The sequence below is a fragment of the Novosphingobium sp. THN1 genome (genome assembly GCF_003454795.1).
In the GTDB taxonomy this organism is placed as follows: domain Bacteria; phylum Pseudomonadota; class Alphaproteobacteria; order Sphingomonadales; family Sphingomonadaceae; genus Novosphingobium.
Window position 1 is genome coordinate 1,596,964 of the sequence record NZ_CP028347.1, and the last position, 17,458, is coordinate 1,614,421.

General features: G+C 64.9%; 11 protein-coding genes and 1 pseudogene. 4 read left to right on the forward strand and 8 right to left on the reverse strand.

Going from position 1 to position 17,458, the window contains the following annotated elements; all coding sequences use genetic code 11:
* Nucleotides 1-18: 18 nt before the first annotated feature.
* From C7W88_RS07940 to C7W88_RS07950, 3 genes are all read right to left on the reverse strand, one after another.
* Nucleotides 19-1,377, reverse strand: coding sequence for a cytochrome P450 (locus tag C7W88_RS07940; RefSeq protein WP_118073138.1), 1,359 nt, complete (start codon nucleotides 1,375-1,377; stop codon nucleotides 19-21).
* The gene (locus C7W88_RS07945) at nucleotides 1,374-4,397 is read right to left on the reverse strand and encodes an adenylate/guanylate cyclase domain-containing protein (RefSeq protein WP_118073139.1); all 3,024 of its coding nucleotides are present in this window, start codon (nucleotides 4,395-4,397) and stop codon (nucleotides 1,374-1,376) included. The genes C7W88_RS07940 and C7W88_RS07945 overlap by 4 nt, the downstream gene beginning before the upstream one ends.
* 115 nt (nucleotides 4,398-4,512) lie before the next feature.
* On the reverse strand, nucleotides 4,513-4,950 hold the full coding sequence (locus C7W88_RS07950) for a hypothetical protein (RefSeq protein WP_118073140.1): 438 nt from the start codon (nucleotides 4,948-4,950) through the stop codon (nucleotides 4,513-4,515).
* A gap of 237 nt (nucleotides 4,951-5,187) precedes the next feature.
* On the opposite strand from C7W88_RS07950, the gene C7W88_RS07955 reads away from it, so the two are divergent.
* Together C7W88_RS07955 and mtgA are read left to right on the forward strand one after the other, a co-directional pair.
* Nucleotides 5,188-5,790 (forward strand): Crp/Fnr family transcriptional regulator, encoded by a 603-nt coding sequence (locus C7W88_RS07955; RefSeq protein WP_162895955.1) that lies wholly within the window; start codon nucleotides 5,188-5,190, stop codon nucleotides 5,788-5,790.
* Between the two features lie 56 nt (nucleotides 5,791-5,846).
* On the forward strand, nucleotides 5,847-6,569 hold the full coding sequence (gene mtgA, locus C7W88_RS07960; protein WP_118073142.1) for a monofunctional biosynthetic peptidoglycan transglycosylase: 723 nt from the start codon (nucleotides 5,847-5,849) through the stop codon (nucleotides 6,567-6,569).
* Nucleotides 6,570-7,133: 564 nt separating this feature from the next.
* Here mtgA and C7W88_RS07970 read toward each other — a convergent pair.
* From C7W88_RS07970 to C7W88_RS07980, 4 genes are all read right to left on the reverse strand, one after another.
* Nucleotides 7,134-9,599 carry a TonB-dependent receptor gene (locus C7W88_RS07970; RefSeq protein ID WP_118074655.1) on the reverse strand — a complete coding sequence of 822 codons (2,466 nt, stop codon included), beginning with the start codon at nucleotides 9,597-9,599 and terminating at the stop codon, nucleotides 7,134-7,136.
* Nucleotides 9,600-9,952: 353 nt separating this feature from the next.
* On the reverse strand, nucleotides 9,953-10,264 hold the full coding sequence (locus tag C7W88_RS24690) for a hypothetical protein (RefSeq protein WP_370073215.1): 312 nt from the start codon (nucleotides 10,262-10,264) through the stop codon (nucleotides 9,953-9,955).
* Nucleotides 10,183-10,749, reverse strand: a complete 567-nt coding sequence (locus C7W88_RS07975) for a metallophosphoesterase (protein ID WP_370073216.1) — start codon at nucleotides 10,747-10,749, stop codon at nucleotides 10,183-10,185. Before C7W88_RS07975 ends, C7W88_RS24690 begins: the two co-directional genes overlap by 82 nt.
* A gap of 118 nt (nucleotides 10,750-10,867) precedes the next feature.
* Nucleotides 10,868-11,554, reverse strand: coding sequence for an SIMPL domain-containing protein (locus tag C7W88_RS07980; RefSeq protein ID WP_162896160.1), 687 nt, complete (start codon nucleotides 11,552-11,554; stop codon nucleotides 10,868-10,870).
* Nucleotides 11,555-11,705: 151 nt separating this feature from the next.
* Between C7W88_RS07980 and C7W88_RS07985 the strand changes: the two are divergent.
* Nucleotides 11,706-12,142 (forward strand): annotated as a pseudogene (locus C7W88_RS07985) (VOC family protein).
* Nucleotides 12,143-12,573: 431 nt separating this feature from the next.
* Nucleotides 12,574-15,249: a TonB-dependent receptor gene (locus tag C7W88_RS07990; RefSeq protein WP_240344882.1), complete on the forward strand. Its 2,676-nt coding sequence runs from the start codon at nucleotides 12,574-12,576 to the stop codon at nucleotides 15,247-15,249.
* A 176-nt stretch (nucleotides 15,250-15,425) separates the two neighbouring features.
* Here C7W88_RS07990 and C7W88_RS07995 read toward each other — a convergent pair whose 3' ends face one another.
* Entirely contained in the window at nucleotides 15,426-17,453 is a 2,028-nt protein-coding gene (locus tag C7W88_RS07995; protein ID WP_118073144.1) for a tetratricopeptide repeat-containing sulfotransferase family protein, read from the reverse strand.
* Nucleotides 17,454-17,458 lie beyond the last annotated feature (5 nt).

Genomic DNA, 17,458 nt, shown 5'->3' on the forward strand with positions numbered 1-17,458 from the left:
AGGTTGGTTCCTTTGTAATTAGGGGATGGCGGTAAAGCTCAGGTCGTCGGGCAGGCCGAGGAAGGTGCCGAGGCTGGCGTTCGAGGCGGGTTCGATGCGCCCTGCGGTGGCGGCAATGGCCTCGGCAATGATGGTCCAGGCAATGCCCCGGCCGTAGCAGACATGGGGCCCCTGCAGCGGGCCGGAGGTGATGTAGGGGCGCGCCGGATCGGGAGCGAAGCGGTGCGGCTGGGGGAATGCGGCCTCGTCGTGCGCTGCAGCGCCGACCAGCGCAACGATGCGGTCACCGGCCTTCAGTTGTTCCCCGCGCCAGGTGCAATCGTGGCGGACGCGGCGGACGAGCTGGCTGGTATCAGCAAGGCGCAGCATTTCGGCGACTGTGGCGTCGCGCGCTTCGGGCCTTGGCGCGGGATCGCCCAGCCGCTGCACCAGCGCGGGCCAAGGGATGCCCGCTGCGCGTCCACGCTCCGAGGCGCTGAAGGCGGCCACTTCCGAAAGCACCTTGCCGACTATCAGCACGAGCGCGCCGGTCAATTCGAACAGGACGCTGCGCGCCTGCAGGCGGTAGTCGGCGACTTCGGGGAACTGCGGCTGCACCGCGACAAGCGCGCTGAGCAGGCTGGTTTCGGGCGCCACTTGCGGCATGTCGAGCGCATCGTCGATGGCGGCGAGGCCGACGCTGGCGGTCTTCCCGGCGAGCCACGGCATCGCTCCGGTGCTGGTGGTGATGGTTCCGAAGACATGGCCGAACAGCGGCACCTGCAGGAACAGGGCGCTGAGCGCATCGCCCAGCTCGTCCCTGCGGCGCAGGGCGGGGCCGGGTCTCGTCAGGTTCCGGGCAAACAGCAGCAGCGGCACCGGCCATGGCACCTTGGCGGGTGCAGGCACGCCCAGAACCCGCCGCGCCATGCGGTAGGAGAGCAGGAAGGCATATTCGCGGACGAAGTTGATGGTCTCGCCAGTGCGCGCGCGCGACTGGTAACGGTCGAGAAGATGCGTAGCTTCCTCGCGCGCCATGGCTGCGATCCAGCCGCGGAAACCGGGATCGAGATTGGGCGGAAGGCTTGGGTTCACGCCGGGGATGCGGGCATTCAACCAGCCTTGCGCGGCGTGAAGCTGGCGGAGGCGCACTTGCCGGTTGGCGTCGTTCTCACCCACCAGGTAGCGCGTGCCGGGCAGGACCTGTTCGAGCAAGTCGTCGTACTGCTGCAGAGAGAACGTGTCCTCTTCGCAGAGCAGGGCGCTGACCACGTCGTGCCTTGCGGCGGCGAAGACACGAACGCCGTTCTTGTCCAGCTCGGCGCAGCGGAGCAGCGCGGGCGCACCCGGCTGGAACAACCGGGCTGACGCTGCGGCAAGCACGGCCTGCTGGTTCATGCGATGCGATCCTCGATGGCGACGAGCCGGCGTTGCAGGCAAGCGAGGCCGAGTTCGTCGATCCTGCTGACGAGATCGGCGGTCGGCACATCCTGCGCGCCCCACACGGCCATCCCGGTATGCGCCTCGACCTCGCGGCACAGCACCAGCGCGTGCAGTTCGTGCATCGCTTCTCCGCACGAGCGGCTGTGTTCGAGAGCCTCGGCGGCAAGGTCGGCGGCCTGCACCACCTTGCCCTGCGCCATGGCGAGGCGGGCGCGGGCCTCGTGCAGGTAGTAGGTCGCAGAAGTGCGGACCTGCCGGAAGTGGCCACGCGCGACCGATTCCGCCAGCACGGCTTCGGCTTCGTGCAATTGGCCGAGTTCGATCAGGGTCAGGGCAAGCCAGCTTGCGCTGGCCGGTTCGAAGCCGAGGAAATGATGGTGCAGGCAATCGGCATAGGCGCCGCGCAATATGCCAAGGGCCCGTTCAAACCTGCCCTCGCGGAAATGCAGGTAGCCATGGGCGAGATCGGCGAGCAGTCGGGAATAGGCGTGGGCATAGCGGCGCGAAAGGTTGAGCGCCTCGGCCACCCACGAGCGTGCCTTGGCGATTTCACCCAGATCGGTAAGATACCACGCGCCGAAAGCGCGGGCGAGGACGTGAGGGATCACCACCACCGCGCCGAAGGTCGATCCGCGCTGTCCATCGTCCAGCCGGTTGCCCAGACGTTCGATCCGCGCGATTGCCGCACGCGGGCGGGCTTGCGAGAAGGCGAGATAGGCCGCGACGAGATCGGCATAGGTCCGGCGGGGCAAGCTGTCATGCGCATCGAGATCGGCCTCGGCGCGGGCGAGCCAGGCCTCGCCCTGAAGTGGGGCGCCATCGATCCAGTCGAGCACGGCCATGTTGATCCGCGCCACGGTGCGGATGCCGGGGCCCATGTCGACGGTGCCTTCGGCCAGAAGCGCCATGTCTTCGCGCGTGATCTGCTCTTGCGAGAGTTGCTGCAGCGTATCGAAGGCGAGCAGCGAGAAGCGTGCCCGTTCCATCGCGGCAGCGGCCGGTTCTAGGCGTGCCGCCATTTCACGCGCGCGCAGGTAGAGCTGGCGCACCGAATCGATCGCGGCGAGGCTCAATGCCTGCTGGCACGCATCCCAGAGATGTCCGAGAGCGCGCTGCGGCAGGCCGGCCTTCTCGGCGTGGGTCGCAAGTTCGGCATGGCTGGCAACCTCGGCCTCCTGCGATGACGAGGCTTGCGCGGCGAGCAGTTCGAGCGCCCTGGCGTGCATCATGGTGCGCCGACGGCGGGGCATGGTGCGATAGGCCGCTTCCTGCACAAGCTGGTGGGTGAAGCGCGCCTGGTTGGCCACGGCGAATTCCACCACGCGCGCTTCGACCAGCCGCGCGATGGCGCCGGAAGGGTTGCGGCAGACGAGGGCAGCGCCGTTCTGCAGTCGGCTTACCGGGAAGATCGGCCCAAGTGCGGCGCAGAACTGGCACAGGCGCGTCGCATCATCGTCAAGCGCGGCGAGGCGGGCGCCAAGCAGGGCATCGAGCCGTGCCGGGATGCGGGCCGACAGTTCGGCCGGTTCTGTGCCGTCCTCGCCTTGCGCGCTGACCGCGAATTCCTGCAGGGCGAGCGGCAGGCCTTGGGCACGGTCGAGAATCCGCTCAATTGTATCGTCATCAAGCGGAGCGAAGCGGTTGATCATCGCGACAAGGCTGCGTGCGGCGCGGGGGCCGAGCGGTTCGAGGTTCATCACCTGATCGCAGCATTGGGCGAGGCTGGTGAGCGCTTCCGGCCGTCCGGCCAGAAGCATCGTCATGATGCGGCCATCCCTGATGCCGGTGAGCACCGACAGGCTTTCGCGATCGAGATACTGGCCATCGTCGACCAGCAGGAGCAGGGGAACGTGGACTACGGCCAGCTGCAACAGGCGCAGGATCGTCTGCGTGGCGATACGGTTACGGTCGCCCGGAGCGAGATGGGCCAGCCACTTCTGGCCATTGTCGATAAGGCCCTGCAGGCATTCGGCCTGGTCTGCCGTCAACGCTGCGGCCGATGCCACGTCGGCCAGCAGGGGCTGCAACAGTTGCATCAGATGGCGGACAGGACCGCCAAGGCAACCGAACGGCACCGGCGCGAGCAGGGCGTTGCCACGGACCACCAGCGTCGTCACGCCGAAGCCCGCCGAGAGGCGCGCGCCTTCCAGAAGCAGGCGGCTCTTGCCCATCCCGGCTTCGCCGACGATGCACAATGCGGCGCCCGCCTGACCCGAAACCAGCGCCTTGACCGCGTCGAGCTGGACATCGCGGCCAATCAGCGGGCTGGTGGCGTTGCCCTTCACCGGAATGCGGTCACCGCCTTCAAGATCAATCGCGGTGAGTTCGAAGACCGCTTCGCCGCGCTGGTCGATCTCGCTGGTGATCGTGCCGAGGGGCTGCAGCTGACAGGATTCGGCAATCAGCGAAACGGTAGTGGCCGAAATTGCCACGCTTGCCGGTGGCGAGAGCTTTTCGATCTGCCCGGCAACGTGCGTGGCGTGGCCGACGACATCGAGGATGCTGCCGAAATCGTTGTCCTGGCGGCGCAGCAGGATCGGCCCGGAATGGAGGCCGACGCGTGCGCGCGGTGCCGGAAGAATGCCCGAAGGCCCGCTGCGCATGCGTTCGACAATGGCGCGTGCAGCAAGCGCGGCGCGCAAGGGGTGGTCCTCCACCGCCGGATGCACGCCGAACACGGCCATTACGCCATCGCCCTGTACGCGCACGACCATGCCGTCGAAATCGTGGATCGCCTTGCGGATGAGGCTGATCGTGCTGTCAAGAACGTCGCGGGCGTCTTCCGGATCGAGCACGGAAATGAGCCGGGTGGAGCCGACGATATCGGCGAAAAGCACGGTGGCAAAGCGCACGGCCTCGACATCGCCGGACAGCGAGGGCACCCGCCCGTTCGCTTCCCCGGCAATCGGCTGCACCGGTTGTCCGGTGGCAGTATCGAGTCCCTCGGCCCGCACCTTGTTGTCTTTCGCCCCCATGACAGTCCGGTCGAATCTCGCGCCGAACCGACTGACGATGGCAGATATTCAGTTTGTTGACTGAATCGCAACGAGAATCGGCAGGGAGGTTCGGCATGTGCTGTCGCACAGCCGGTCATGACAGGCCGATGATCTGGTGGCTGCGCGCCATGCCCGAGCGTTCCGGGATGCGTTGCAACTGCGCCCGGGTAAAGCCATCGCGGCGCAGCGGCAGGGCCGTGCCGTCAAGGTCATAGCATGGCAGCGCCTCGCCCTGGCGCGAGACGCGGATGGACCAGCCCCAGCGGCGCTGGTCGCATGCGAGGCCGAGAAAGGCATCGCATTGCAGCATCAGGCAGGGCGGGCGCAGAGCGCCCCGTGCCGCAAGCACGCGGTCGACATCCTCGTCTGAAAGCGAAAAGCGCGCGACATCGCAATCGTCCTGCCGGGGCAGGGGATCGGAACCGGTCGGCGTGACGATCTGCAGCGACGGGCGCAGTATGGCCTCGCCCACGCGCCGGAATTCGACCTGCAGGGGGCCGGGGCCGGATTTCCAGATGAGATAGCGCTGCATTGGCCTCGGTCGTTCGTCCCCGGCAACAGGCTGGGAACGGTGGAAGTGTCGGGCCGCTCTCTATGCCGTCCGCCCGCGTGAGGCGTCCGTCGGCCAGCGCACCGGCCCCTTGTGATTTGGCGCACATTCTCTAAGCCTTCGCCGTGAGATGCCGCGGGAACGGTGATATCTGTGTCCAGTTCGATCCTAATGGTGCCGGATGATGTCCAGGCAGTTCTTGCTCTTCACGGGCGGCAGATGCGCGTGCGCAAGGGGCAGGTCCTGCTTGCGGTGGGTCTGCCAGCGACCGACGTCTACGTCGTGCTGGAAGGCAGCGTCAGCGTCTCGCTCGTTTCGGCGCAGGGGCGCGAGACGGTGCTCCGGGCCATCGGCGCGCGGGAGATGTTCGGGGAATTGGCCGCGATCGACGGGGAGCCGCGCTCGGCCGACGTGGTCGCGGCTGAGAACAGTACGCTGCTGGTCATTCCCGGGCCGACCTTTACCGGCCTGCTGGGCGTGGAGCCGGTCCTGTCGCTGTGGCTGGCGCGGTACCTCTCGCACCAGGTCCGCTACCTGACCAACCGCATCTACGAGCTTTCGACGATGGGCGTCGGGCCGCGCCTGCAGGCCGAATTGCTGCGGCTGGCGGGTGAGCCGGACCAGTCCGGCGCCGCCACGATCAATCGCATTCCGACTCAGGCCGAACTTGCCGCCCGCATCGGCACCAACCGCGAAACCGTGACGCGCGAATTCTCGCTGCTGATCAAGGAAGGGCTGGTCACGCGCGAAGGGCGGCGCATCGTCGTGCCATCGGTGGCGCGGCTGGCCGACCGGCTGCATCGTTATTCGCAGAGCAGTTGACGATCAGGTCTGCCAAGGCGTTGCCAGACCGGGTGCGGCGCGGATAGGCTGGGTCCATGCTCGAGGACCTGAAGAACCCCCGCACCACCACTGGCCGACGCTCCGGAATCATCGGGCGCATCGGCTGGATTCTTGCCCGGCTGATTGCCGCCTTCCTGTTCATCTCGGTCGTGCAAGTGGTGATCTACAAGTTCGTGCCGGTGCCGGTCACGCTGACCATGCTGATGGACGATCATTCCATCACCAAGGACTGGACCCCGCTGGGCGACATTGACCGCGACATGGTGGCCGCGGTGATTTCGGGCGAGGACGGCAAGTTCTGCCAGCACAACGGCTTCGATCAGGAGGCGATGATGCAGGCGTTCAAGCGCAACCAGAAGGGCGGGCGCATCCGCGGCGGTTCGACGATCAGCCAGCAGACCGCCAAGAACGTGTTCCTGTGGCAGGGCGGCGGCTATTTCCGCAAGGGTCTGGAAGCCTGGTACACCGTGCTGATCGAGACGATCTGGGGCAAGCGCCGGATCATGGAAGTCTACCTCAACGTCGCCGAGACCGGCATCGGCACTTATGGCGTCGAGGCGGGTGCGCAGCGCTACTACGGCAAGAGCGCGCGCAAGCTGAGCCCGGTCGAGGCGGCGCGCATTGCCGCCGTGCTGCCACTGCCCAAGGAGCGCGAAGTCAACGGCGCCGGCGGCTTCACCCGGCGCCACGGCAATTCGATCGCCCGCCAGGTCCGGGTGGTGAAGAACGGGGCGCTGGACGCGTGTGTCTATAATTGAGGGTGGGCTGAGTGGGGCGGTTGGTTTCGTCTGTAAGCTTACGACCGGTTTCGGCGTATCTGCGCGATAGCGCGAATGGCTGGGAAGGGGTGAAAAACGGACATCATCGGCCCAGCGGTTCTGTAGTCACGAACTAAGCGCATCAGCCATCATGACCAGCCCCAGGACACCGTAGGCACCGTTTACAAGCGCAATCAACCACAACCAGGCAGGTGGGTCATCGATGGTCGCGTCTAGGCGCAGATAGTGCATGGCGCTGATCTCGCCGCAACGCAGTAATCTGATGAACTGATAACCTGCCCAAGCGACTAGCATGGCTCCTGTCAGACCTATAAGCCAGATCACCTATTCTCTCTCGTGTCGTTATTCGGGAAACTGTTCACCCATCCGAGTTTGGCAGGCAGGTCGAACGACTACAACGGCGTCGTGTCCTGACAGGCAGCTTTTGGATTTTCAGCCGCGATAGCAGCCGTTGGAACCAGCGCCAACGAACCGGCCCAAGATGAAAAAAGCGCGGGGTGAGTTTCCCCACCCCGCGCCGTTTTGTTCAACCGTGCCGTCGGATCAGAAGCCGACGCTGATCGAGCCGATCACCGTGCGCGGTGCGCCGATCTGGGCGAAGGGCACGCTGCTGGTCGAGGTTGCGGTGCCGCTGAAGCCGCCGACATAGACTTCGTCGAACACGTTGAGGACGTTCAGCTGGAAGAACGTCTTGTCGTTCAGGCCGAGGAACTCGAGGCTGACCTTGGCGTCGAGATCGACCAGCGTGTAGGCCGGGGTCTTGTTCGGATAGACCACCGAACCGCCCGAGGTGATCGGCAGGTTTTGGTCGTTGACGTAGCGCGGACCGGTGCGCTTGGCCTGGACGCCGAGCGAGACCGGGCCGATTTCACCCTGGGCGCGGGCGCCGAAGGTGTAGACCGGTGCACCGCCTTCACGCTTGCCGGCGGTCTGGGCGAAGACCGGAACGGTCTCGCCGTTCGAGTTTTTCGTCTCGCCGGTGACCACGTTGTTCTTGATCTTCGACTTCAGGTACGAACCGAACAGGTAGAGGCTGAACTGGTCGACCGGCATGAACGAGATCGAGCCATCGATGCCGTACTTGTCCACGCGGCCGAGGTTGCGATAGATCGTCGCGTCGAGATCGACGTCGTAGGCCGAGGCCAGACGGTTGTTGTAGATCGTCCACCAGCCCGAAGCCTGCGCCTGCACGCGGCCCGAACGGACGCGGAAGCCGAGGTCGAAGTTGTGCGAGGTTTCGGGGTTCGGCTTCGCTTCGGCACGATCCGGAGCGTAGAAGAACGACTGGTAGAGGTTGTCCGTACCCGGCACCTGCAGACCCTTCGAGTAGTTGCCGAACACGCTGGCGCTCGAACCGATGCGGTAGGTGAAGCCGGCGGTCGGCAGCGGCTTCGAGTAGTTGAAGATGCGCTGCTGCGGGGTCTGGAAGGTGGTTGCCGCGTCATACGTGGCGTTGGCAGCATCGGTGCCGAAGCAGGCGACGTTGCCGGTTGCCGACGTCGCAAAGCAGTAGTTGGTCAGATTGCGGCGGAAGAACGGCATGCGGACACCGGCGGTCACCGTCAGATCCTTGAATTCGCCGCGGTATTCGCCGGAAACCTGATGCAGGATCGCATAGGACAGGCGGTTGCGCTTCTGCAGGCGCGAGCCGTCCTTGGCGAGGATCGGGTTGTCGACCGGGAAGAAATCGGCCCCGAAGCCATTCTGGGCAAGCAGACCTGCTTCACCCGTCTGCCGGTGGCGACCGCGATCGTAGGAATAGGCGAGACGGACGGTGTTGCTGTCGTCGATATCGTAGCGCAGCGACGAGATGACGCCGAGGCGCCAGGTCTGGGTCTGGCTGGGGCTGTGGACACGCACGGTGTCCTTAATGTCACCGTCGCCGTTGAGGTCGACGCCGGCGAAGTAGTTCGGGTTCGAGCTGGAACCCTGGATGAAGCCCGACAGGCCCTGCGGAGTGAGGCCTTCGCTGGCGATCAGCGTGCCGCCACCGTTGGCCTTCGTATACTGGATGCTCGGATCGACGGTCAGCACGAGGCCGTCGGCCAGCGTGAAGCGCGAATTGATGCGGATGTTGCCGGTGTTTGAGGGGTTGTAGCGATAGTCGAAGGCCGAACCGCAGCTGCTAGCCTTATCTTCAACGCCAGCTACCGGCGCCGGAATGGTGCAGCGCGCGGTCTGGATGTCACGCTCGGCCTTGGTGTCGGGGAAGGTGTCGCTGCGCAGGTTGACCGAACCGAAGAAGTTGTTGCGGTTGCGGTTGTAGTGACCGGCGATCGAGATGAAGTCGCCATTGTCGCCCAGCGGCTGGAAGATGCGGGCGTTGATCTGCTTCTTGTCGATCTCGCCGATGCCGCCAAAGATGGTGTCGTTGGTGGCAGAGCTGGCGGCGATGAACGCACGCAGGCCCGAGGCGTTGAGATTGCCAGTGTCGATCGAGCCGAACACGCGCATGAAATCGAAGCGCCCGGCCGAACCGACCATGCGCACGCCGAAGTCTTCGGTCGGCTTGCGGGTGCGGTAGTTGACGGTCGAACCCGAAGCGGCGGCAGTCGGGCTGTCGACATCGGTCGAGCCGAGGTTGACGTTGACCTGTTCGATCAGCTCGGGGTCAAGCTGCTGGTTCGAATAGAGCGCATAGTTGCCGGTGTCGTTCAGCGGCAGGCCGTCAAAGGTCTGCGAGATGCGCGTGCTGTCGAAACCGCGGATGGTCAGCGTGCCGCCGGCCGAACCGAACGGGTCGTTGTTCTGGAAGCTGACGCCGGGAACGAGGTTGATGATGTCGTTGATCGACTGGCCGGGTGCCTGGCGGCTGATGATGGCCTGGTCGAGCACCTGCTTGGCGCGGGTCGTGTTCGGCGTTTCGACGCCTGCAACCGACTTGGCGACGGTGCCGGTGACGATGATCGGCTGTTCGAAGTCGACCGAACCGGTAGACTGGGCGTGGGCTGCGCCGGCCATTGCGGCGCTACCGAGAGCAATGGTCGAGGCTGCGACCAGGAACTTCATCTGCATTATCTGACCCCGTTTCAAGGCGCCGTGTGGCGCGGTTTGTGGCGCGGTTGTTCCCCGCCGTATGCTTAGGCCGGAGCGGGAATCACCCGGTGCGCCGAACCTTCGCGAGCGGCCTTAGCGGCCCTTGCCTTGGCTCCAAACCGGTCTCAGGTGACACTATAATGACGAGGTTACGACAATGCGGCGGCGTGGTTTGCGCCTGCGTAAAAAACTGTCGTGGAGTTTGCCTGCGCGTATCCAAAGATTGCGCAGTCGGCCCGTTTCCGGCCATTTTCCGGAAGCCGTGGCGATGTTGCAACACATAACAAAAATTGTTGCATTGCAGCGAAGTGCAGCGCCTCAACGGCTCAGGCGGCTTCGCGTTCCTGCGGTGCGATGAAAGCTGTCAGCAGCCATCGCCGATCTCCCTCGCAACCCAAGGCGGTGAGCTTGCCGGAAGCAAAGGCGCCGGTATCGATGCCGATGCGGTTGTGCCTCAGCACCGGCTCGTCGGTGATCGTGTGGCCATGCACGACAAGGTGGCCGTGCGGATCGGCATGATCGAGAAATTCGCGGCGGATCCAGCGCAGGTCCGAAGTCATCTGCCGGTCAAGCGGCACACCGGGGCGGATGCCGGCATGGACGAACAGGTAATCGCCGATGACGATCTGGTCTTCCATCGCCTGCATGAAGGCAATGTGATCGGGGGAACCAGTGCATTCGCCCGCTCGATGATCTCTTCGAGATTGCCGCGACTGTATTCCTCGCCCCGCAACCCATAGCTGAACAGCGTTTCCCGGCCGCCGTGGCGCAGGAAATGGCGCATCGTTTCCTCGTCGCGCAGGCTGCCGAGCATCATCTCTTCATGGTTGCCGGCAAGGATGCGGACCTTGCCGGTGGCCATGAGCTGCATTGCCCGCTCGATCACCCCGCGGCTGTCGGGGCCGCGATCGACCAGATCGCCGAGCAGGATCAGCGTCGTGTCGGCAGCCCCGCGCGACGCATCGTCGGCGTCGATCCGGGCGAGCAGCTGCTCGAACAGGTCAAGCCGTCCGTGGATGTCGCCAATCGCATAGACGCGCTTCCCGGCAGGCAGGGAGGCCTGCTGCGGCAGGGGCTCTTCGGCGACAGGAGATGAAAACAGCGAGCGAAGCTTGTTGAACATGGATCCTCGTTAGCGCGCGATATGGCCCCGGCCTGTGCTTCATGCAACACCTTTGCCAAGCAATGCGTTGCCGAGGCCCTCGGGGCTTGCCCGCAGTCCGGCCCGCAGTCCGGCCGGATCAGCGCAAGTAGAAGTCGATCGTCGTGACCACCCGGACCTTCTTGTATGGCGTGTCCGACACGCCCCAGCCGCCGCCATCGCCATCGCGCGCGGTGATCTCGAAATAACCCTGGCTTGCGGTCTTGATGCCATCGACCGAGGCGCCGCTGTCGCGCGCGAACTGTTCGGCGGCGGCGCGTGCGTCCTTGGTGGCGGCGGCGACCATTTCGGGCTTGATCGCGTTGAGGCGCGTGAAGGTATAGGCCATGCCCGAGCCTTCCTCGAGCATCACCCCGCGCCGCACCAGATCGAACTGGCGCTTCACTGCCCGTTGCGCGCGGGCGATATCGGTGGTGCGCAAGGTCATGCGCTGGCGCACCGAGAAGCTGACGACGCCGTCGCTGGTCATCGTCTGGACGTTGACCCCGGTCGGCTGCAGCGCGTCTGCGGGGAAGCCGAGTTCGCTGAAGAAGGCGCGGATCGCCTGGCTGTCGCGGTCGACGCTGGCCTGTGCGCTGGCAAGGTCGGGCGCGGTGGCGGAATAGGCCAGGGTCCATGTGGCAAGATCGGCGGTTACCTCGCGTTCGGCAAGGCCGCGCACGGTGACGGAACGATCGGCAACCTTGGCGCGGCGGAATCCGTCGCCGATGAACCAGCCGCCGGTGACCAGTCCGGCCGCCAGAATCGCGACCGGCAGGAGCGCCATTCCACCCTGCGGCAGGATACGTGAGCCGCGCCCTTGGGTTTCCGTCGCGTCGTCACTATCTTCAGCCTGCATCGCCATCTCCCGGGCCTGGTTGCCTGCGACGAGTTGTGCGATTCTGTCGATGAACCGCTTTTGAACGGAATCCCTAGCCTTGACCAAGTTTCTCCACACCATGATCCGCGTGACCGACCCGGACGCGACGATCGCCTTTTTCGAACTGATCGGTCTCAAGGAAACGCGCCGCTTCTCGAGCGAGCAGGGACGCTTCACGCTGATCTTCCTGTCCGCTCCCGGACAGGAGGGCGTCGCTGAGGTCGAGCTGACCTACAACTGGCCGCCGGAAGACGGATCGCCTGCCGAAGTCTATGGCGGCGGGCGCAATTTCGGCCATCTCGCCTATCGCGTCGACAATATCTACGAGACCTGCCAGCGCATCATGGATGCGGGCCACATCGTGCACCGCCCCCGCGCGACGGGCACATGGCTTTCGTCAAATCGCCTGACGGCATTTCGATCGAACTGCTTCAGGAGGGCCATCTGCCGCCGCAGGAGCCATGGGCCAGCATGCCGAACACCGGCACCTGGTAAGCGCAAAACCTTGCTGTTGTCCGAAACGGCGCCCGGAGTGATCCGGGCGCCGTTTGCTATGTGCGTCAACGGGTTTCTGGCCTCGATCCGAAAAGGGTGAGCCACCTGCCCAAAAGGGCGTTGACTCCATGTTGCTCTGCAGCATTATCAATCCCGGACAGGCGTCATGGAATGGTCAAAAGGCCGCGCCGGTCGAAGGGGTATTGCTGACAACCTGATGTCTGTCGCGCCGACGCGACGGGGCCGGAGACGCTGCTGTCTTCGGCTGGCGGGGATGCTTTGCCTTTTCATCGGGGCCGTCTGTGCGGCGGTCCGGCCATGTTGCGGTGCAATGTGGGGAAGATGCGCAATGGAATTGGGGATGGATGCACGGGGAGAAGCAAGGGCCGGGTCAGACCTGTCCGGGCCAGCCATAACAGGGGGTTGACGAGATGAAGAAGCAGATCGGGTTCAAATCCAAAGCCATGCGGGCGCTGGGCGTTTCGACCATCCTTTCGACGATGGTCCTGCCCACCGTCGCCCGCGCCGCCGACGAGCCTCAGGAAGCCGCCGCTCCTGCTGCCGAACCGCAGGCTGCCGAGGAGCAGGGCCTGGGCGAGATCGTGGTGACCGCGACGCGCACTGCCACTTCGATCCAGAAAGTCCCGATCTCGATGCAGGCGCTGAGCGCCGACACGCTTGGCCAGCGCCAGGTCAAGGGCCTGACCGACTTTGCCTCGCTCCTGCCGTCTGTGACCTTCGCCGGCATCGGGCCGGGCCGCAACACGCCCTATTTCCGCGGGATTGTGCCGGCGGGCGGCGGGCGTGAATCCGTGGGCTACTATATCGACGATATCCCCATCACCGGGACTGGCCTGCCCGACATCATGGCCTACGATCTTGAGCGCATCGAGGCGCTCTCGGGGCCGCAGGGCACGCTCTACGGTGCAGGCTCGCTGGCCGGTACGATCCGCTTCATCACGAAAAAGCCCAATCCCGACAAGTTCGAGTTCGGCTATGATGCCGAGGTCAACAAGTACGGCAAGGGCGATTTCGGCGGCCAGTACCAGAGCTATATCAACCTGCCCGTTACCGATACGCTGGCGATCCGCGCGATGGGTTTCTACCGGCGCGATGGCGGCTACATCGACAACACGCCCAACAACGGCAAGTTCAACGATGGTCGCCCCTCGGTCCTGACGCTCGGCGACGACAACCCGAACACCAGCTTCACACTCGACAACTCGTCGATCGCGCAGGACGATTACAACACGATTGAGGGCTATGGCGGGCGGCTTCAGGTGCTGTGGCAGCCGTTCGACGGCTGGGATATCATGCCGCAGATCACCGCCCAGCAGCAGATCGCCAACGGCTACTTCGGTTTCGATCCCCGCGTGGGCGACCTTGAGGTGCACGACTATGACAAGACCAGCCAGAACGACAGGTTCTATCAGGCCGCGCTGAGCATCCATGGCCACATCGGTGACTTCGATCTGGTCTCGGCCACTGGCTACTACCAGCGCCAGATCAAGCTGCTGAACGACTACACCTACTACACCGTCACGTATGATGGCTTCGGCCCGGGCTACGAAAACTACCTGCAGTTCTTCAGCAAGAACGGTTGTACCGGTTCCGGCGCCTCGCTCAAGTGCAGCAGCCTGATCAATCCGACGCAGTTCTACAGCGGGCTTCGCAACGAGAAGAAGTTCACGCAGGAAGTGCGCCTGACTACGCCGAAGTCCTGGCCGTTCGACGTGACCATCGGTGGTTTCCTTCACCACCAGACCAACGACATCAACAACGACTACGGTATCCACGGTCTGGCCGACATCGTCGGCTACACGCAGTCGGGCGGTGGTGACAGCAACCCGGCAGGGTTCGGCATTCCGGTCAGCCAAGGCGGCACGATGGTGCTCGGCTCGCCCGCGGTAAAGCGCGATGCCTTCTACCTGACCGAGCAGACCAACCACTGGAAGGACTATGCGGTCTTTGCCGAAGGGCACTACAACATCACGCCCGAGCTCAAGCTGACCGGCGGTATCCGTTATTTCTGGACGCGCTATGACGTGACGGGCTTTGCCGGCGTTGCGGCGTCAGCCCAGAATGCGCCGTCGATCTACTTGCCGACGAACTCGGTGGGATGCCCGCTGCCACTGCCGGCCGAGCGCCTGCAATGCCGCAACATCAACCGCCTCGATCCGCAAAGCATCGGTCGCTATCGCGAGCAGGGCGAGACGCACAAGGTGGCGCTGAACTGGCAGTTCCAGCCCGACAAGATGATCTACGCCAACTACTCGACCGGCTTCCGTCCGGGTGGTTACAACCGTCCGCTGCGTATCCGTGCAACCGCGACGCTTCCGGGCGTGGTCGTCGCCGCGCCGCCGTTCAAGTCCGAAGAGCTGACCAACTTCGAACTCGGCTTCAAGGGCACCTGGAACAACATGTTCCGCCTCAATGCCGCGATCTATCTCGAGAAGTGGAACAACATCCAGTACGGCGTGGTCGTGGCTGGTGCACAGGGTGCGGGCTACACCGGCAACGCTGGCAAGGCCGAGGTCAAGGGCATCGAGTACGACGCCGACCTGAAGCTCGGCAAGGTCACGATATCCACCTCGGGCGCGTTCAACGACGGCAAGCTCAAGGGCGACTTCTGCAATTTCGTAGCAGACCGCGCGGCGCTGACCATCAAGCAGCTCGCGACCTGCGCTGTCGGCACGCCCGTTCCGGGCACCAATGGCCAGACCTCATCGGTCGCCGCCATCGACGGCACCCGCCTGCCGCGCCAGCCGAAGTTCAAGGGCACCACGTCGGTGCGCTATGACGGCGATTGGGGCGACAAGGACTTCTACGTCCAGGGTGCCGCGCTTTACCAGACCGGCGCGACGCAGGACCTCAATGTCGACCAGAACGCTCTGTACGGCAACACCCCGGGCTTCGTAAGCTTCGACTTCTCGGCCGGGATCAAGACCGAAAGCTGGACGCTCGACGTGTTCCTGCAGAACGCCTTCGACAAGCGTGGGCAGCTGACCAAGAACACCTTCTGTTCGATCGACTTCTGCTCGGGCTCGTCCCGCACTTTCATCATCAAGCCGCAGTTCTTCGGCATCCGCTGGGGCCAGAAGTACTGAGGTTCCCAGGACTTTACCCTGCGAAAGCGACTGTGCCCCCACGGGAAACCGTGGGGGCTTTTTGGTGGGGTGGTGTGCATGATCCCCCTCCTCTGAAGAGAAGGGGAGATGCTTGTGCGATGGCTTGGCGGGCGCTCGCCCCTCTCCCAACCCTCTCCCCTGAAGGGGAGAGGGCTTTAGACGGAAGGCGCGTCGGGGTAGCTGTCCAGCACCGGACCCAACGCGGACTTGAGCGGGCCGAGCCACGGCTCGTAGGGCTTCCACGCCTCGAGCCCGTCCCTGAAGATCGGCTGGCGGACCTGTTCAGAGCTGGCGGTGCGCACCGCGCGCTCGGTCTTGTAGAATTCGAGGCAGGCGGCATCGAACGGCACGCCGATGTAACCGAGCAGGCGCCGCACTTCGCTTTCGGTATCGGCGACCATGCGCTCGTAGATCACGCGGTGGACGTGGCCGGGCGCTTGCGTGTCCCACGCTGCCATCAGGCCGACGTAATCGCTGTAGTAGCGCCCGATGTCAGTCAGATCGTAAGTGAAGGTCTGGCCGCGCGCGAAGTGCTGCTTCCAGCCTGAGAAACAGCACGACAGCGGGTGCCGCCGCGCGTCGACGATCCTGGCGTTGGGCAGGATCAGCCGGATCAGGCCGACGTGCTGCCAGTTGTTGGGCATCTTGTCGATGAACAGCGGGCGGTCAGTCTGGCGGTGGATGCGGGTGCGCTCGATGTATTCCTCGCCGAGCCGCTGGCGATCGGCCGGGGTGAGCGAGGCGATCATCGCGGCGAAGTCGGCAAACTCGCCCTCGTCGACCCGCGATTGCAGCCGCGCCCCGATCATCATCATCTCGGGCAGTTCCATCGTGCCCTCGATCATCGGATGGCTCGACAGGATCTGTTCGACCAGCGTGGAGCCCGAGCGCGGCAGGCCGACGACGAAAATCGGATCAGGGGCAGGGCAGCCGCCGTTTCCCATGGTGGCGATGAATGCGGAAGTGAACGTGCGCTGGGCCGCCTCAACCTCTGCCGAGAAGGCATCGGCATCGTGCAGGATCATCGTGCGCCGCAGGGCATTGCCCTTGTCGTAATGCGCGAAAGAGGCGGCGTGGTCCCTGGCATCCTCGAACGCCTTGCCGAGCGAGAAGTGCAGGTGGAACACGTCTTCCTTGCGCTCGTCGGCGGTGTCCTCGAGCGAGGCGAGGGCGGCCTTCATCGCGGCAATGTCGTCAGGCCCGAGCTTCACCGTCTTGAGATTGGCAAGGCTCCACCAAGCCTCGCCCATGGTCGGTTGGCGGGTGACGGCGGCGCGATAGGCATCGACTGCCTCGGCTTGTCGGCCCAAGGTTTTGAGCACGTGGCCGAGGTTCTGCCAGACTTGCGGCTGGTCCGCATCACGGGCGAGCAAATCGCGATAGAGGCCTGCCGCTCGCTCCTGATGGCCCAGGCGCACCAGCACCGAGGCGAGGATCAGCTTGTGGCCGGGCGAGGGGATCGGCGAGGCCTGCAACACTTCGGCGTGTTCGAGCGCTTCGGGCAGGCGGTTGGTCTGGAGCAGGAGGCGGATCAGGAAATCGCGCGCGAGATCGAAGCCCGGCGCGCTGGCCACGGCCTGTTCAACGCGCGCGATGGCCGGTGTCATCTCGCCCTTTCGCCAGGCAATTTCGCCATGGAGGCGCAGCGCCGGGGGATCGTCGCTATCGCGGGCGAGACGTTCGGCGAGCATCCGGTCCGCGCCCTCGAGATCGCCATCCTGCACCGCGACCGCTGCCTTGAGCAGGGCGGTATCGCGCGAGGACGCGTGGACGCCGGACAGGTCGGCCCGCCATGCGTCCTGCGTGCGTCCTGCCTTGCGCAACTGTCTGGCGAGGAGGAACCAGCCACCGGGAACCGTCGGCTGCAGCTGCGTCAGCGCCTGCAGGGCGGCGATTGCGCGCTGCGTGTCTTTGGCTTCGGCAGCGGCCTGGCCCAGTTCCCACAACACGGCGGGGACCCGGCCATTCGCTCGCGCCAGGGCGTCAAGCCTGGCGACGGCCTGCTTGCCCTTGCCCATCTTGCGCAGCGCCCGCGCAGCGAGGAATTCTGCAGGCGGATAACCCGGAGCCTGCCGCAGGATCGCTTCGGCTTGCGTCAGCGCCTTGTGCGGCGCGCTTGCCAGCAGGGCTTCTCCTTCGGCGAGGGCTTGCTGGGGCGAGGGCGCGCGCAAAGGCTGGATCATGGGCG